This is a genomic window from Pseudobacillus sp. 179-B 2D1 NHS, assembly GCF_045370945.1.
GTDB lineage: Bacteria > Bacillota > Bacilli > Bacillales > Domibacillaceae > Pseudobacillus.
Map to the genome: position 1 here is coordinate 11,509 of NZ_JBIQDP010000009.1, position 14,792 is coordinate 26,300.

13 protein-coding genes are annotated in these 14,792 nt (G+C 41.7%); 5 read left to right on the forward strand and 8 right to left on the reverse strand.

All coding sequences use genetic code 11. The annotated features are described in order from the left end of the window. The first annotated feature begins 129 nt into the window (after nucleotides 1-129). Both ACH0BF_RS10785 and ACH0BF_RS10790 read left to right on the forward strand, forming a co-directional pair. Nucleotides 130-1,473, forward strand: a complete 1,344-nt coding sequence (locus ACH0BF_RS10785) for a YfcC family protein (protein WP_406909410.1) — start codon at nucleotides 130-132, stop codon at nucleotides 1,471-1,473. Nucleotides 1,474-1,528: 55 nt separating this feature from the next. Then, complete coding sequence (locus ACH0BF_RS10790; protein WP_406909374.1) at nucleotides 1,529-2,707, forward strand: amidohydrolase; 1,179 nt, start codon at nucleotides 1,529-1,531, stop codon at nucleotides 2,705-2,707. A 67-nt stretch (nucleotides 2,708-2,774) separates the two neighbouring features. On the opposite strand, the gene ACH0BF_RS10795 is transcribed toward ACH0BF_RS10790, so the two are convergent. Then, nucleotides 2,775-3,971 (reverse strand): MFS transporter, encoded by a 1,197-nt coding sequence (locus ACH0BF_RS10795; RefSeq protein ID WP_406909375.1) that lies wholly within the window; start codon nucleotides 3,969-3,971, stop codon nucleotides 2,775-2,777. Between the two features lie 274 nt (nucleotides 3,972-4,245). On the opposite strand from ACH0BF_RS10795, the gene ACH0BF_RS10800 reads away from it, so the two are divergent. Then, nucleotides 4,246-5,136 carry a PhzF family phenazine biosynthesis isomerase gene (locus ACH0BF_RS10800; RefSeq protein ID WP_406909376.1) on the forward strand — a complete coding sequence of 297 codons (891 nt, stop codon included), beginning with the start codon at nucleotides 4,246-4,248 and terminating at the stop codon, nucleotides 5,134-5,136. A gap of 110 nt (nucleotides 5,137-5,246) precedes the next feature. Here the strand turns inward: ACH0BF_RS10800 and ACH0BF_RS10805 are convergent, their stop codons facing one another. The 7 genes from ACH0BF_RS10805 to ACH0BF_RS10835 form a co-directional block, all read right to left on the reverse strand. Then, nucleotides 5,247-5,591: a hypothetical protein gene (locus ACH0BF_RS10805; RefSeq protein ID WP_120036273.1), complete on the reverse strand. Its 345-nt coding sequence runs from the start codon at nucleotides 5,589-5,591 to the stop codon at nucleotides 5,247-5,249. A gap of 99 nt (nucleotides 5,592-5,690) precedes the next feature. Then, nucleotides 5,691-6,536 (reverse strand): prohibitin family protein, encoded by an 846-nt coding sequence (locus ACH0BF_RS10810; protein WP_406909377.1) that lies wholly within the window; start codon nucleotides 6,534-6,536, stop codon nucleotides 5,691-5,693. Then, nucleotides 6,505-6,669: a hypothetical protein gene (locus ACH0BF_RS10815; protein WP_182917088.1), complete on the reverse strand. Its 165-nt coding sequence runs from the start codon at nucleotides 6,667-6,669 to the stop codon at nucleotides 6,505-6,507. The genes ACH0BF_RS10810 and ACH0BF_RS10815 overlap by 32 nt, the downstream gene beginning before the upstream one ends. Before the next feature lie 150 nt (nucleotides 6,670-6,819). Next, nucleotides 6,820-8,064, reverse strand: coding sequence for a PucR family transcriptional regulator (locus ACH0BF_RS10820; protein ID WP_406909378.1), 1,245 nt, complete (start codon nucleotides 8,062-8,064; stop codon nucleotides 6,820-6,822). A 163-nt stretch (nucleotides 8,065-8,227) separates the two neighbouring features. Further along, nucleotides 8,228-9,709 (reverse strand): sodium/proline symporter PutP, encoded by a 1,482-nt coding sequence (gene putP / locus ACH0BF_RS10825; protein ID WP_120036276.1) that lies wholly within the window; start codon nucleotides 9,707-9,709, stop codon nucleotides 8,228-8,230. Nucleotides 9,710-9,877: 168 nt separating this feature from the next. Continuing rightward, a complete protein-coding gene (gene pruA / locus ACH0BF_RS10830) occupies nucleotides 9,878-11,422 on the reverse strand; it encodes an L-glutamate gamma-semialdehyde dehydrogenase (protein ID WP_406909379.1) in 1,545 nt (514 codons plus the stop codon). A 128-nt stretch (nucleotides 11,423-11,550) separates the two neighbouring features. Then, nucleotides 11,551-12,519, reverse strand: a complete 969-nt coding sequence (locus ACH0BF_RS10835) for a proline dehydrogenase family protein (RefSeq protein WP_120038116.1) — start codon at nucleotides 12,517-12,519, stop codon at nucleotides 11,551-11,553. 384 nt (nucleotides 12,520-12,903) lie between these two features. On the opposite strand from ACH0BF_RS10835, the gene ACH0BF_RS10840 reads away from it, so the two are divergent. Both ACH0BF_RS10840 and ACH0BF_RS10845 read left to right on the forward strand, forming a co-directional pair. Then, entirely contained in the window at nucleotides 12,904-14,550 is a 1,647-nt protein-coding gene (locus tag ACH0BF_RS10840; RefSeq protein WP_120036278.1) for a PhoX family protein, read from the forward strand. A gap of 11 nt (nucleotides 14,551-14,561) precedes the next feature. Then, complete coding sequence (locus ACH0BF_RS10845) at nucleotides 14,562-14,756, forward strand: twin-arginine translocase TatA/TatE family subunit (protein WP_120036279.1); 195 nt, start codon at nucleotides 14,562-14,564, stop codon at nucleotides 14,754-14,756. Nucleotides 14,757-14,792: the final 36 nt, after the last annotated feature.

Here is a 14,792-nt window from a genome sequence, read left to right on the forward strand (position 1 = left end):
TATAACCGGGGGTCTAATATGAATAATCTGACTAAACAGAATATTTCTTCTGAGCCGCTTAATCAGCCCACAAATTCTACTACCCAATTAAATGAGTTGCCGGAAAAGGGAATTAATCCTTTTGTTCTAATGTTTGTAGTAATTGCGATAGTAACGGCTTTAACCTACATTTTACCTGCGGGTCAATATGCAAGGATTGAAAAAGAAGGCCGAAGTGTAGTCGATCCTAGTTCTTTTCAGTTTGTTGATTCCACACCAGTAGGGTTATTGGAAATGTTTAGCAGTGTTCATGCGGGGATGATTGAAGGCGCTTCCATTATATTGTTTGTTTTTTTATTTGGTGGGGCCCTTGGCATCATGCAGGCCACTGGGGCAATTGATTCGTTTATCAAATTTGTAGCTGTCCGATTCGGATCAAAAGAGAAATTACTTATTCCGCTGATGGTATTAGTCTTCGCCTCGCTAGGGACGCTCATTGGCTCAGCTGAGGATGCGCTAGTGTATATTGCCATTGTAGTTCCCATGACAGTTGCCTTGGGATTCGATGCACTTACCGGTTTTGCCATTGTCATGCTGGGAACGTTAGCAACCGGGTTTATTTCCGGTTTAACGAATCCATTTAATGTCGGGGTTGCCCAGAGCATCGCCGAATTGCCGATGTATTCTGGAATGGGCTTGCGGATCGCCATTCTTGCTGCTTTTTATGTTCTAACAGTCGTGTATATTTATCGTCATGCGATGAAAGTAAAAAGAAATCCGGAGCTTGGTGAGTACGGAAAGTTCAGTCGAGAGGGACAGACACAGCTTGACAAGAGCTTTAAAATGGGCAAAAGACACTTCCTTGCTCTAATGGTTCTGCTTTTAAACTTTATATTCTTAGTTTACGGAGTGATTAAACTAGGTTGGTATATTAGTGAAATTGGCGGCTTGTTTTTATTAAGTGCCATCATTATGGGTTTTATCGGAGGATTATCTCCGTCTAGGATGGCTAACGGTTTTATTTCTGGAGCGAGCGATATGGTTTCTGGAGCATTGATTATCGGTATCGCGCAAACCATTCTCGTTATTATTACCAATGGGGGCTTGTTGGATACCATCCTATACTACGCTGCAGGTTTGGTAGAGCATCTTCCGCCGGCGATTAATGCTGTTGGGATGTTTATCGTACAAATGTTTCTCAACTTTATTGTCCCATCCGGAAGCGGACAAGCTGCTCTTACGATGCCAATTATGGCACCGCTTGCAGACTTGATGGGTGTGACAAGACAAACGGCTGTATTAGCCTTCCAGCTCGGAGATGGAATATCCAACATGATTTTCCCGACTTCTGGTTTGCTATTGGCGGGATTAGCTGTAGCGGGCATATCATTTACGAAATGGGTGAGATGGGTTCTTCCCTATCTAGCCATTCAAGTTGTGATAGCTGTGATTTTCTTAGTGATTGCTCAAGTGATTCATTATGGCCCGTTTTAACGACGACGCAGAGAAGCGATCATGCAACATTAAAAAAATAAGGGAGGTCTTTAGAATGAAGGCAGTATTGGAGACAGTAGAGAAAGAGGTCATTTCATGGAGACGGCATTTTCATGAAAATCCGGAACTCTCTTACCAGGAGCATAATACCTCTGAATACATCTATAATTTATTGAAAACATTTCCAAACCTTGAAGTGACAAGGCCAACAAAAACGAGTGTGCTGGCTGTTCTAAAAGGGTCAAAGCAATCAGAAGGAAAAGAGCATACGATTGCTTTTCGAGCGGACATTGACGCGCTTCCCATTCAAGAAGAAGCAGATGTGGAATTTAAATCAAAAAATCCCGGTGTGATGCATGCATGCGGTCATGATGCGCATGCAGCGATGCTATTAGGTGCGGCAAGAGTGCTTTCTGAGAAAAAAGCAGAGGTTGCTGGAGAAATTAGATTTATTTTTCAGCATGCGGAAGAGGTCCTGCCGGGAGGAGCTCAGGAATTAGTTAAGCAAGGGGCAATGAAAGGGGTAGATTATGCTTTTGCTCTTCATGTTAGCCCTTATGAGCGGACAGGAACTATTTGCATTCGGGAAGGTGTATTCTGTGCAGCGGCTGATGACTTTGAAATCAAAATTACGGGGCGAGGGGGCCATGCATCTACTCCTGAATTAACGATTGATCCTTTGATTATCGGTGCGGAAATTACGACCAATATTCAGCAGATTGTTTCCAGAAAAATTTCGGCCCTTAGAGCCCCGGTTGTTTCAGTTACTACCTTCCATGCCGGAGGCGCACTTAACGTTATTCCAGAATATGCGGAGCTCGGTGGAACAATCCGTTCTTTGGATCCTGATAGCCGAGTGAAAGCGAGGGAGCATCTTGAGAAAATTGTCAAAGGCATTACAGAGGCACACGGAGCAACCTATGAAATAAACTGGTATTTAGGCTATCCAGCTGTCGTCAATAAAAAAGAGGCGGTTGATGTTTCGAGAGCCGTTGTAGAAGAGATTCGCGGAAAGGAAAACGCAATTAATGTCGAGGAGCCGATGTTCGGAACAGAAGACTTCTCTGCTTACTCTGAAGCTGTTCCTGCATCTATGCAATTTATCGGGGTGCATAGCGAAGAGTTAGGAGAAGCTTATCCTTTGCATCATCCTCAATTTAAAATTGACGAAAATGCTCTAAAATACGGAGTAGAATATTTCGTTGGCATTGCAGAAAAATTGTGCGGTCAATAAAATAAAAAAGAAGGAGCGAGACTCAAATATTCTTTGAGTCTTGCTTCTTTTCTGTAAAAACTATAGTTTATTTCAATACAGCTGCATTGCGACCGGCAGTTTTTTGTTTCCTTTGCCATGCTATGGAGACAAGCATCGTCAAAGCAAGGATAATGAGCCCTAGCAGAAATGGATAGTATATATGCACATCATACAGAAGACCGGCGAGTGTCGGACCAAGCACATTGCCGATACTCATATAAGCATTATTCATCCCCATCGCAAAGCCCTGTTCATTGCCTGCCAGCTTAGATATAAGCGTATTTAGCACCGGGCGTAAAATGGATGAAGCGAGAAAAATCATAAGCGTAACAATAAAAAATAAGGCATAGCTTGAAGCAAAAAAAGACGAGAGGAACCCGATTGTTGTAACAGCTAGGAACATATTCAATACAGCTCCTTCACCGTACCGGTGTACGATGCGGTCCACGATAAATAACTGAACAATTACACTGACGATACCTGTTGCCGTTACCATGACGGCGATCTCCTGGGGAGTGGCACCAAATTTATTATCAACGAAAAGTCCGATAACAGATTCATAAGCCATTAATCCAAAGCTCATAACAAGTGTAATAATAAGTGGAATAAAATAAGGCTTTCGAACAGATTGAGCGAGCTTCTTTACCATTCGCTCATCATCTACTCCAGATGAGAAGCCGACTTCTTCCTTGCTTTCTTTTAACCAAATAGCGGAGAAAGCCACAGCGGCCACACCGATAATAGCCGAAACGAGCAACGGCATTTTGAGGCCAAAATCAGCAAGGAATCCTCCTACACCAGGGCCGACAACGATACCGAGAGACATGGCAGCAGAAATCAGACTATTTCCTTTAGCGCGTTGTTCCATTGTGGTAATATCGGCCACATAGGCAAAGATAGCCGGGATTAATAAAGCTGCTCCAATCCCGCCAATAACGCGTGAAAGATATAAAATGCTGATCGTATCGGAAAAATAAAATACAAACATAGAGAGAGCCAGTCCGCTAAGCCCTGCAATAATCATAATACGCCGGCCGTATTGATCGGCCCATTTTCCAGCGATAGGGGACATGATCAACTGAGCACCGGCAAAAATAGCAATAATTAAGCCGGCCGCTGTTCCGCCTTGGCCAATCGACAGCAGATAAGCAGGTAGAATAGGGATGATAATGCCAAAACTGCCGATAGCTATAAACATATTAATCATCAAAATAATCATTTTTTTGCGCTGTTCAGGTAACAAAAGAACACCTTCTTTCCGTATACATTTTCTTCAGAAAATGCTAAATATTTAATATAGCGAGAGATGGGGAAGTTGTCAATTGAATAGTTGCTATTTAGGCAGATTATTTATTAGTAGGGAGAAAGGAGGCAGTTAGTCTATAGTCGAAAATAATAGAGATAGATAAAAATGGAGATTGATCTCTCGACATAGTGCTGGTTGCAGTCTGTGAGTCACAATTACTGTAAACATTTTTTAGATAGACGGGCTTACATAATGAAGGGGGGAAATTATTTTGCTAAAAGTGAATGTACAACATATTGATGCATTTAGTTCGATTCCCGGAAAGGGGAACCCGGCTGGTGTAGTATTAAATGGTGATGACTATACTGAAAAGCAGATGTTAGCTATCGCAGCAGCCGTAGGATTTAACGAAACCGCTTTTGTCGTTTCTTCAAAAATAGCTGATTTCCGTATCCGTTATTTTACACCTGGACATGAAGTGAATTTATGCGGCCATGCAACGATGGGAACGGTTTATGCTTTAAGAATGAACGGTTTGCTAAAACAATCATCTATTACAATTGAGACGAATGCAGGTGTACTGCCCATATATATTCATGAAGAACACGATCAATTACTGATGACTATGCAGCAGGCAAAACCTCAATTTCAGCCATTTAAGGGATCGAGATCGGACTTAGCAGCATCCATCGGATTAAGGGAAGAGGACTTACATCCAACCTACCCAATTGTTTATGGCAGTACAGGGATTTGGACGTTGATTATTCCGGTTAAGGAGTTATCAAGCTTCAATAAAATGAATCCTCTGACAGAAAGCTTTCCAGGTATTTTAAAGGAAAGGCCAAAAGCATCTTTACATCCTATCTGTTTCCAAGTGCGCGATCATGACAGCGATATGCATGCTCGCCACTTTTCATCCCCTTATTCGGGTACAGTAGAAGACGCCATTACAGGTACCGCTTCAGGTGTGATGGGAGCGTATTATAAAACTTTTATAAAGAAAGACACTGTGTTGCCAACGACGCTTATTGTGGAACAAGGGCATGAAATCGATAAGGAAGGACGAGTGTACGTACATATAAAAGGAGAGCAGGATCAACTAGACCTTTCTATTTCAGGGACGGCTGCTTATGTTAAAAATATTGAAATTGAAATCGAATAAGTGAGCATACACAGCGGCTGAATGTTCGACCATTGATTTGGCCTCTATACAACTCGGAGAGGATAAACAAAAGAGAAATATAGCCTCCTGCACAGGGCAGGAGGCTACGTTTAAGCATGGAAACCGATAAGGGTAGCTTTTTTGTCGAGACCGACAGTATCTTTGTTTGGAAAAGTAATGACGGAACTAATGTATTCCCATCTAATAAAAAGATGAACAGAGCACGTTTCTTCCTTCTGGTGCTCAGAGGGGATTTCGTCTCCTGATTCGTTCATCACTTCTGTTCTCTTGTGGCAAGGATTCTCCACCCAGATGCCCATGCTTTCTGTGTGCATTAACTTTACCATATACCACTGGTCAGGATGATAGATGCCGGTAATGGACCCGACAAGCTCTTCGGGAAAGTTGCGAAGCCTGATTTGGATTTTCTGATTGACGAAATTATCTAGATACATACGATCACTCCTTTAAATGAATCGGCTCTTATTTCTAGTTCCCTCGTATTCAATAAATAAAACAGAAAAAAGCTGCCGGATAGAACGGCAGCTTTTAAGTCATTGACCTGACTGGGAAGGGGCATCGTCAATCGGAATTTCAATTAGCTGATTGGAGCCAGTAGCTCTTGGCATTTTTCCATCCCATTTTTCAATCCATTTATTCTGGATCACTTCTTTAGAAATAGACTTCTTAATAATTTCGTTATATTTGGCAATCCCTTCAGCTTCGATTTTTTTCTTCTCAGCCTCTGCTTGAGCAATTTTTAATTCTATTTGCTTTCTCTCAAGCTCCTGGGCAGCTTCTACACGCTTGTCGATGGCAGCCTGAGTAGATTTATCAGGTTTTGGCACGCCAAGTGTCAGGTTATCAACGGTAAAGCCTAACCGGCCGACATCGTCAGCAAATAGATCCTGAACCTTTGAAGCGGCTTCGGAGGATTTTTCTCCATATGTATCAATAACGGAGTATTTAGCAACAGCTTTACGGCCAGCCGCCCACAGGCGTGTGCGCAGGTAGGACTCTTCAATTTGCTCTACTTCCACCGGACCAAACTTGTTAAAGACAGCTACTACTTTATCAGGCTGGATACTGTAGTTGTAGGCAAAGTCGACAGTCACGCTTTTCCCATCAGACGTAGCAACTTGAATATCTTTATAATTAACAGTTTGCATTCTAACCGGATATTTTGTCACTTTGTCAAATAAGCCGACAAGATGCCAACCTTGGCCAAGCGTTTCATCTTGAACACCGCCATTTGGGCTATACACAACGCCGACGTACCCATTTGGTATTTTTTCAATAAATAATGACAATAAAGCAATCCCGACTACTAAGGCAACAGCAACAATAGATCCTCCCAAAATTTTACGGTTATTTTTTTTCTTTTTTGTTTGTTGTTCCATTTTCATCCTCCCCCAATTTTTCTTTTAGTCGATGAGCAGTGTCTCCAACCTTTTTAAACGAAGGAGAAAGCATTAACCAAATGCCAAAGCAAATAATAAGTATAATGATGACTGAACCTATAACTACTTTCATTCTATCGCCCCCTCTTCTATTCTGACATTGATTGACAAATTTGTCACCCGAAGCAGTTATATTAAAAGAATTCAGTCTATATATACCTATGTAGCCATTCACTTAATTAATCTTTTTTTATGAAGAAAAGGGAAATACCGGACTGCTCTATTAGCGGTCCGGTGCTTGTTTTTTTCGCTTCATGAGCTGCAAGTCGATAAATAGCTGAGCGTTCATGTTAAAGTCATTAAAATCTATAGTGGTTAAATCAGCAATTTGCTTAAGCCGATACTTTAGTGTGTTGGTATGAATAAAAAGTTGTTCAGCAGCAGGTTTGATTCGACAATGATTCAACAAATAAGCTTCCAACGTTTCAAGTAAGTTTGACTGGCTTTCTTGGTCTTTCCTTTCTAGCTTTAGTAAGTCTTCATTCACATAATCTGTCTCACTGTTAAAACGAGCAATCGCTTCGAGATAGCGGAATACACCCATCTTTTTATAATGGAATGCCGGAAGGGAAGAGGTGCCAAGAAATTCAGCTGTATGAATTACCCGAAGTGCTTCCAGATAGCTTTGGCGTAAATCAACAATGGAAGTGTACTCACTGCCAATCCCTACGTATACAGTTTGCGGCTTATATTGACTTAAAATGGTGTTTGTTAACTGGTCTGCACTTTCAGTTAAACTACTTGAAGCAGGGGAATTGCTGCCGATTATAACAATAATCTTCAGTTCATCGGTGAATAAGTGGGCAGGACGGTTTAGCGCATTGACGAACAGCCGGATGGTTTCCGTAAGCTCCTCAAATATATCTTCATCAATTTGGGCAACCATGAAGACAGTCACGAGAAAGGAAGTAGGCAATACGACGTTGACATTGGCTGCCTCCCATTTGATCTGGTTCTCCGTTCGATAAGTCTCATCGATAATTTTTTTATAAAATTGATTTTTCTTTTCGTCTTTCCTTGCTTTTACTTGATTTTCTTTATAAAGAAGCCTTCCTACGTGGACCGATACCTTCTGTAAAAAATCCATTTGAGTATCCGTCAACGGAGGAGTTGTTTCTTGGACCCAAATATAACCAAAAATTTGTTCCTTATATTTTGCACTCACGACTACACGGGGATTTAGTCCAATATCTTTAATGGGCGGAACGTGGAAAGGGCCGGGAATCGTCTTTAATTGTTCAACCACGCCTTCTTCCATGAACTTTTCCAATATGGGAATGGGCCAGCGTTTCGTGAAAATCGTTTGCTGATTTGCCTCGTCAAACTGTTCAATATAGTAAGAACTGTAGGCCAGCAATGAAAATTGATCATTTTCTACAACGACAGGCTTTTTTAAATACGTACTGACCATTTCAGTAATATCATTTATATTTGTCAATGCAAGAACCTTTTCCAGTGGCTGGCTCATTCAGCTCCTCCTCCATACTCATATGTTTATCCATTTAATCATACTGATAAAGAAGGATAATGTATAGTGTAGAGCAGCAAAAAGAACCAGATGAAAGGTCATTTTCATCTGGTTCCTTAGTAACTTCTCCTGCTTTAGAAAGGAGGGCGATCAACCAAGCAGATCAACGTTCTTTTTGAAGAAGCTCAACAGTTTCTGAGAATTCTCTGTCAATCTCCTCATTTGGCTTATATGTTGCAAGACTTACTAAGTAAGTAACAATCCAACAGATGATGAAGCCAGGGACAATCTCATAAAGCGTATCTGTCAATGCATCGACATTTCCCCAAATAATAACGGTGATCGCACCGGTAATCATTCCCCAAAGAGCTCCTTTAGCAGTGATTTTCCGCCAGTAGAGGGAGAGTAAGATAATTGGACCGAATGAAGCGCCGAATCCAGCCCAAGCAAACGAAACAATTTTTAAAACCGTATCACTGTTTGGCCAAGAAAGAATCATGGCGATAACAGATACGACGAGAACAGCCATTCTTCCATAAAATACATATTGTTTATCTGGAGCATCCGTTTTAATAACAGCTTTGTACAAGTCTTCAATCAGTGCAGATGACGTAACAATCAGCTGGGAAGAAATTGTACTCATAACAGCTGCAAGGACGGCCGCAAGCATAATACCCGCAATAAACGGATGGAAGATGATCTGTCCGAGGGCAATAAACACAGTTTCTGCATCAGCGAGCGTAGCGCCATTTTGATGATAGTAGGCAATGCCGACAAGGGCTGTTGCCACGGCTCCAAAGAGACTGAGGAACATCCAGCCAATTCCGATACGGCGCGCGCCTTTCACTTCTTTAACTGAGCTGATTGCCATAAAACGCACAATGATATGTGGTTGGCCGAAGTAGCCAAGTCCCCATGCAACCGCTGATAAAACTCCAAGGAACGAAGCGCCAGAAAAGAAACTCAATAAATTTGGATCTACTTCTCGAATGCTTGTCGCTGTTTCTGAGAAACCGCCTGTAAGAAATAACCCGAATATCGGTACAAGTATCAGCGAGAGAAACATAATAAGTCCTTGAACAACATCCGTATAACTAACCGCTAAAAACCCGCCAAATAAAGTATAAAAAATAACAACCGCCGATACGATTAAAAGACCGACGTGATAGTCAAGCCCGAAGGAGCTGAGGAAAAACTTTCCACCTGCTACCATTCCTGAAGAGACATAGAAAGTAAAGAAAATTAGAATAACAATACCTGAAACAATACGTAAAAGACGAGATTTATCTTTCAAACGATTTTCCAGATAACTTGGAATCGTAATGGAATCGCCTGATACTTGTGTATAGACACGAAGACGAGGGGCAACGAGTACATAGTTTAAATAAGCGCCAAGCGTTAGTCCGACGGCAATCCACGTCTCCACAAGACCGTTCAAAAAGATAGCACCTGGTAGCCCCATGAGCAACCAGCCTGACATATCTGCAGCCCCGGCGCTTAAAGCTGTGACTGCCGGTCCAAGTGAGCGGCCACCAAGCATGTAATCAGTCAAGTTGGATGTGCGTTTAAATGCATACCAACCGATGAAAACCATTGCAGCCATATAAATAATAATTGCAATTAATTGATACATTTCATTGGACATCGTAAAACTCCTTTTAACCTTGTTTTCATAGCATTGATTATAAATTGCCTAATAAAATATTGAGTGTAGGGGGCTGTCCCGCAAGCAGAATCCGGTGTCTCCTCCGCCAAAGGGGAGAGAAGATCCTGATCTGGCGAGGCAGCCTCCCTTTAATTGTGATCTGTTTTACTAAAACATTTCAGATGTTGTTTTTGCTTGCATATGAAGCTGTAAGTAATCCGGACCGCCAGCTTTGGAATCCGTACCGGACATGTTGAAGCCGCCAAATGGCTGGTATCCAACAATCGCTCCTGTACAGCCGCGGTTGAAGTATAAGTTTCCAACGTGGAAGTCTTCACGGGCTTTTTCCATGTTCATGCGGTTAGTGGTAATAACAGCTCCTGTTAAGCCATACTCTGTGTTGTTTGCAATTTCGATGGCATGATCAAAGTCTTTCGCTTTGGCAAACGCAACAACCGGGCCAAAGATCTCTTCTTGCATAAGGCGAGCTTCTGGATCAACATCTGCTACAATGGTTGGTTGAACGAAATAGCCAGTTTCACTGTCGCCTGTTCCACCCGCTACGATACGTCCTTCTTCCTTACCAATTTCAACATAGCTCATGATTTTGTCAAACGATGCCTGGTCAATCACTGGTCCCATATAATGGCTGTTATCAACAGGGTTGCCCACCGAAATTTCTTTCGTTAACTCAATTGCACGGCTTAATACTTGGTCGTACACATCTTCTACGACTACTGCACGGGAACAGGCAGAACATTTTTGTCCGGAAAAGCCAAACGCTGATTTAACGATGGATTGAGCAGCAAGCTCAAGGTTTGCTTCTTTGTCCACAACGATAGTGTCTTTTCCGCCCATTTCTGAAATGACGCGTTTCAGCCAAAGTTGGCCGTCATTTAATTTAGAGGCACGTTCGAAAATACGAAGGCCTACATCACGTGAACCAGTGAAGGAGATAAAGCGTGTTTTCGGATGATCCACAAGATAGTCCCCCACTTCTGCACCGCTTCCTGGCACAAAGTTAAGGACGCCTGCTGGAAGGCCTGCTTCTTCAAGAACCTCCACGAACTTCGCTGCTACAATTGGTGTAGCTGAAGCTGGTTTCAATAAAACCGTGTTTCCGCTTACAAGAGCAGCGACAGTTGTACCTGCCATAATGGCAAAGGCGAAGTTCCATGGAGAAATAACGATGCCTACGCCTAATGGAATGTAGCCATAGCGATTATCTTCTCCTGGCCGGCTTTCCACTGGCATGCCGTCTTTAATTCTTAGCATTTGGCGGCCGTAATATTCCATAAAATCGATGCCTTCTGCTGTATCAGCGTCAGCTTCATTCCAAGGCTTTCCGGCTTCTTTTACAAGAAGGGCAGAGAATTCATGCTTGCGGCGACGAACAATCGCAGCGGCTTTGAACAAGATATCTGCGCGAATTTCCGGCTTGACTTTTTTCCAGGATTCAAACGCTTTCACAGCAGCTTTCATTGCTTGCTCAGCATGTTCACGGCTTGCTTTGGAGACACGTCCGATGACTTCTTTTTTATCGGCAGGGTTGTAGGAAACGATTTTATCTTCTGTAGTGATTTTTTCACCGCCAATAACAAGCGGGTAATCTTGTCCGAGATATCCTTCTACAAATTGGAGTGCTTCTTCAAACGCTTTCTTGTTTTCTGGTTTTGAAAAGTCAGTAAATGGTTCATGCTTGTATGGAATCATATCTGCCTATTCTCCTCACATCATTTAGTAATAAGCGCTTGCTTTTATATGGTAAATCGTTAAGCGTCATTTCATCCTATACAGTCAAAATGGACGCTTAACGATTACATATTAGATGATCACTGCAATTATTTCTTTTTGGAGATTCTTCCTAACAAAAATGCTCCAGCTGCGAGGCCAATCATGGTGTTTGTTTTTTTCGTAAATACTTGTTTAGCAACAAGATTTAAGTTTTGCGGTCTTTCTGCAAGACGGCGCATAAAGTATCCATACCAGTCTTTTCCAAAAGGCACGTAAGTAGTGAAATTGTATCCTTCTTTTGCCAATTGAAGCTGCATGTCTTTTCTGAATCCGTATAGCATTTGGAATTCAAATTTAGAATTAGGAATGTTGTTTGCCTTAACAAATTTCTTGACATGATCGATGATATGGTGGTCATGTGTAGCGATAGATGTAAATTTTCCATTTAGCAAATGCCATTCGATCAACTTGATAAAGTTTGTATCAATGTCTTTCTTATCCTGATAGGCATATTCCTCAGGCTCTTTATAAGCACCTTTTACGATGCGCAGACGATAATCTTTATATTTCTTAATATCTTCCTCCGCACGATAGAAGTAAGCTTGGATAACTGTGCCTACGTTGTTGTAGTTCTTTGACAACTCATCGAGAAGATCAAAAGAAGGCTGTAAATGAGAATAATCTTCCATATCAATGTTGATGAACATGTCATACTTGTTTGCTCTGCTTACGATCTCTCTCAAGTTTTCCAAACAGAAGTTATAATCAATGTCCAATCCGAGTTGAGTTGGTTTTAGAGAGATATGAGCATCTGCATTATTTTCATGAATAGCTTCAATTACCTCGAGAATTTGTTCTTTTGCTTCTGTTGCTTCTTCTCTCTTATAGACGAATTCCCCTAAATTGTCGACAGTACAAGAAATTCCTTGAGCATTTAATTCCTTAATGCTTCTGATTGTTTCCTCGATGTTCGTTCCAGCTACAACGCTTTGCGCACCAAGTTTCAGGCCGTATTTCTTTGCTGCACTGTTAAGGAATTGGTTTTGGGACAAGCCTATAAAAAGATCTTTTAACATAGACATAGCTATACTCCTTTGTTTTTATTTATATTCGCATTATCCGCGATTTCTTTTAAGTTATTCATCTTTAACGAGTGTTTTACACTTTACCCATATAAAAATAAAAGAAATCGTGTAATCGCTTTCGGTGTTTCTGGCACCTTGTGAATAGCTTAATTTCTTCTTAATTTTACAGTTTTGTGACAGATGTCGACAATGTTTGCGAAATACAATAATCCATTCTCTCTTTTGTCGGTAAGTGACAAAAAGGAGGATGGGAGGCCAATAATTTTTACAATTATTTACTCAAGTATAACAAAGAGGAAAAATAAGCTTAACAATTCTTCCTTATCATGAGGGGTGGGCAAAGGTTCTAGATAAAAATGAAGAGGTGACGCAACAATGGGGGAAGAATTAAACCGTAGAAAGTTTTTGACGTATGTAGGAACAGGAGTTACGGCTTTAACAGTGGCTTCAGCAGGGCTTGGAGCTTTTACGCCAAAAGTAGTGGAAGCACAAGGAGCAAAAGCCGCTTCCCATTTATTCGGCAGAAATAAAAAAGTGTCAGGAGTCAATTTTAGACCAATCAAACCTACAGACAAAGATGCTCTCGTTCTGCCGCGCGGATTTAAATATGATGTAGTAGCTGCTTACGGAGATGTCATTAATGAAAAAGGGGAAACCTTTGGCTACAACAATGACTTTACAATGTTCTTTCCAATTAAGGGATCGAATGAGCGGGGGTTACTGTGGGTAAATCATGAATACACAAGTGATCTATGGGTAACGGGCCCGCAGAATAAGGATGGAAAATACACAAAAGCCCAAATAGAAAAAATGTTGTACAACCAGGGCGGATCCATTATTGAAGTATATAAAGAAGACGGAACGTGGAAGATGGACACGACTTCACAGTTTGCCCGACGCATTACAGGATTGACACCATTTAGGCTGACCGGACCGGCAAAAGGCTCCAAAGCAGTAGGAGGCACGGATGTTGTACAAGGAACATTTGCTAACTGTTCAGGCGGCAAGACACTTTGGAATACAGTTTTATCAGCTGAGGAAAATTATGAATCTACCTCAAGCGCAGCTTCATTGAATGAAACACATTATGGCTGGATCGTTGAAGTGGATCCATTTAATCCAGGATTTTCTCCACGGAAGCATACAGCACTCGGCCGCTTCCATCATGAAAACGCGGCAATGGGGCTGACAAATGACGGGCGTGTGGCCGTTTATATGGGAGATGACAAAACGGATGCATGCGTCTATAAATTTATTAGCAAAAATAAATACATAAAATCACGAAAGCAAGCTAATTCCGATTTGCTTGAAGAAGGAACTCTCTATGCAGCAAGCTTATCGAAGGGCGAATGGATTGCTCTAACTATTGAAGCTGTCCGTAAAAAAGCAGCGGGCAATCAAGAATTGCTCAACAAGTTTCAAACGCAGGCAGATGTGCTCGTTCATGCACATGAAGCGGCTATCTTGCTCGGGGCTACTCCGACAGACCGCCCGGAAGATGTAGAGATCAGCCCATTTGATAAATCCGTTTTTATCGCTCACACAAACAATTCGAAGCATGGAAATATCCATGGACATATCACGCGCTTTTTAGAAGAGAATGACGATTTAGGATCGTTAACATTTGATTTTGAAATCTTTGCTTGCGGCGGTCGCCAAAGTGGGTTCAGCGCTCCGGACAATTTAACATTTGATAGTGACGGGAACTTATGGACAGTGACCGATATTTCTTCTAGTTCGGTTAATAAAGGAGTGTTTTCTTCCTTTAAAAACAATGGGGTATTTGTCATTCCAACAACAGGAAAAAACGAGGGGGAAGCTTTCCAGTTCGCTTCCGCTCCAGTGGAAGCAGAGCTGACAGGCCCTTGTTTTACAGATGATGAAACAACATTGTTCCTGGCCGTGCAACATCCGGGAGAGGAAACAACAAACATTCACAAGCCGACAAGCATGTGGCCGCATCGAAAAGGTGATAATCAGCCGCGCCCTGCTGTCGTTGCCATCACAGGATTTCAATACTAGGAGGCTATTTTATGTTGCAAAATATAGGAGTGCCGGGATTAATTCTCATTCTTGTTATCGCGTTAATTATTTTTGGACCCTCCAAGCTACCGGAGATCGGACGGGCTTTTGGCACTACATTAAAGGAATTTAAAAAGTCTACCCGAGACCTCGTAGCTGATGAGCAGGAAGAAGCGGACAAAAAAGAAAAGAAAAATTTGGTTTAATTCATTGAATAAACAGAAAAGCTGTCTTCAAGAGGA

Bases quoted from the DNA above. Each gene is read 5' to 3' on its own strand.
- ACH0BF_RS10785 (WP_406909410.1), top strand. From the start codon at position 130: ATGTTTGTAGTAATTGCGATAGTAACGGCTTTAACCTACATTTTACCT.
- ACH0BF_RS10790 (WP_406909374.1), top strand. From the start codon at position 1,529: ATGAAGGCAGTATTGGAGACAGTAGAGAAAGAGGTCATTTCATGGAGA.
- ACH0BF_RS10805 (WP_120036273.1), bottom strand. From the start codon at position 5,591: ATGTATCTAGATAATTTCGTCAATCAGAAAATCCAAATCAGGCTTCGC.
- ACH0BF_RS10810 (WP_406909377.1), bottom strand. From the start codon at position 6,536: ATGGAACAACAAACAAAAAAGAAAAAAAATAACCGTAAAATTTTGGGA.
- ACH0BF_RS10815 (WP_182917088.1), bottom strand. From the start codon at position 6,669: ATGAAAGTAGTTATAGGTTCAGTCATCATTATACTTATTATTTGCTTT.
- ACH0BF_RS10820 (WP_406909378.1), bottom strand. From the start codon at position 8,064: ATGAGCCAGCCACTGGAAAAGGTTCTTGCATTGACAAATATAAATGAT.
- putP (WP_120036276.1), bottom strand. From the start codon at position 9,709: ATGTCCAATGAAATGTATCAATTAATTGCAATTATTATTTATATGGCT.
- pruA (WP_406909379.1), bottom strand. From the start codon at position 11,422: ATGATTCCATACAAGCATGAACCATTTACTGACTTTTCAAAACCAGAA.
- ACH0BF_RS10835 (WP_120038116.1), bottom strand. From the start codon at position 12,519: ATGTTAAAAGATCTTTTTATAGGCTTGTCCCAAAACCAATTCCTTAAC.
- ACH0BF_RS10840 (WP_120036278.1), top strand. From the start codon at position 12,904: ATGGGGGAAGAATTAAACCGTAGAAAGTTTTTGACGTATGTAGGAACA.
- ACH0BF_RS10845 (WP_120036279.1), top strand. From the start codon at position 14,562: ATGTTGCAAAATATAGGAGTGCCGGGATTAATTCTCATTCTTGTTATC.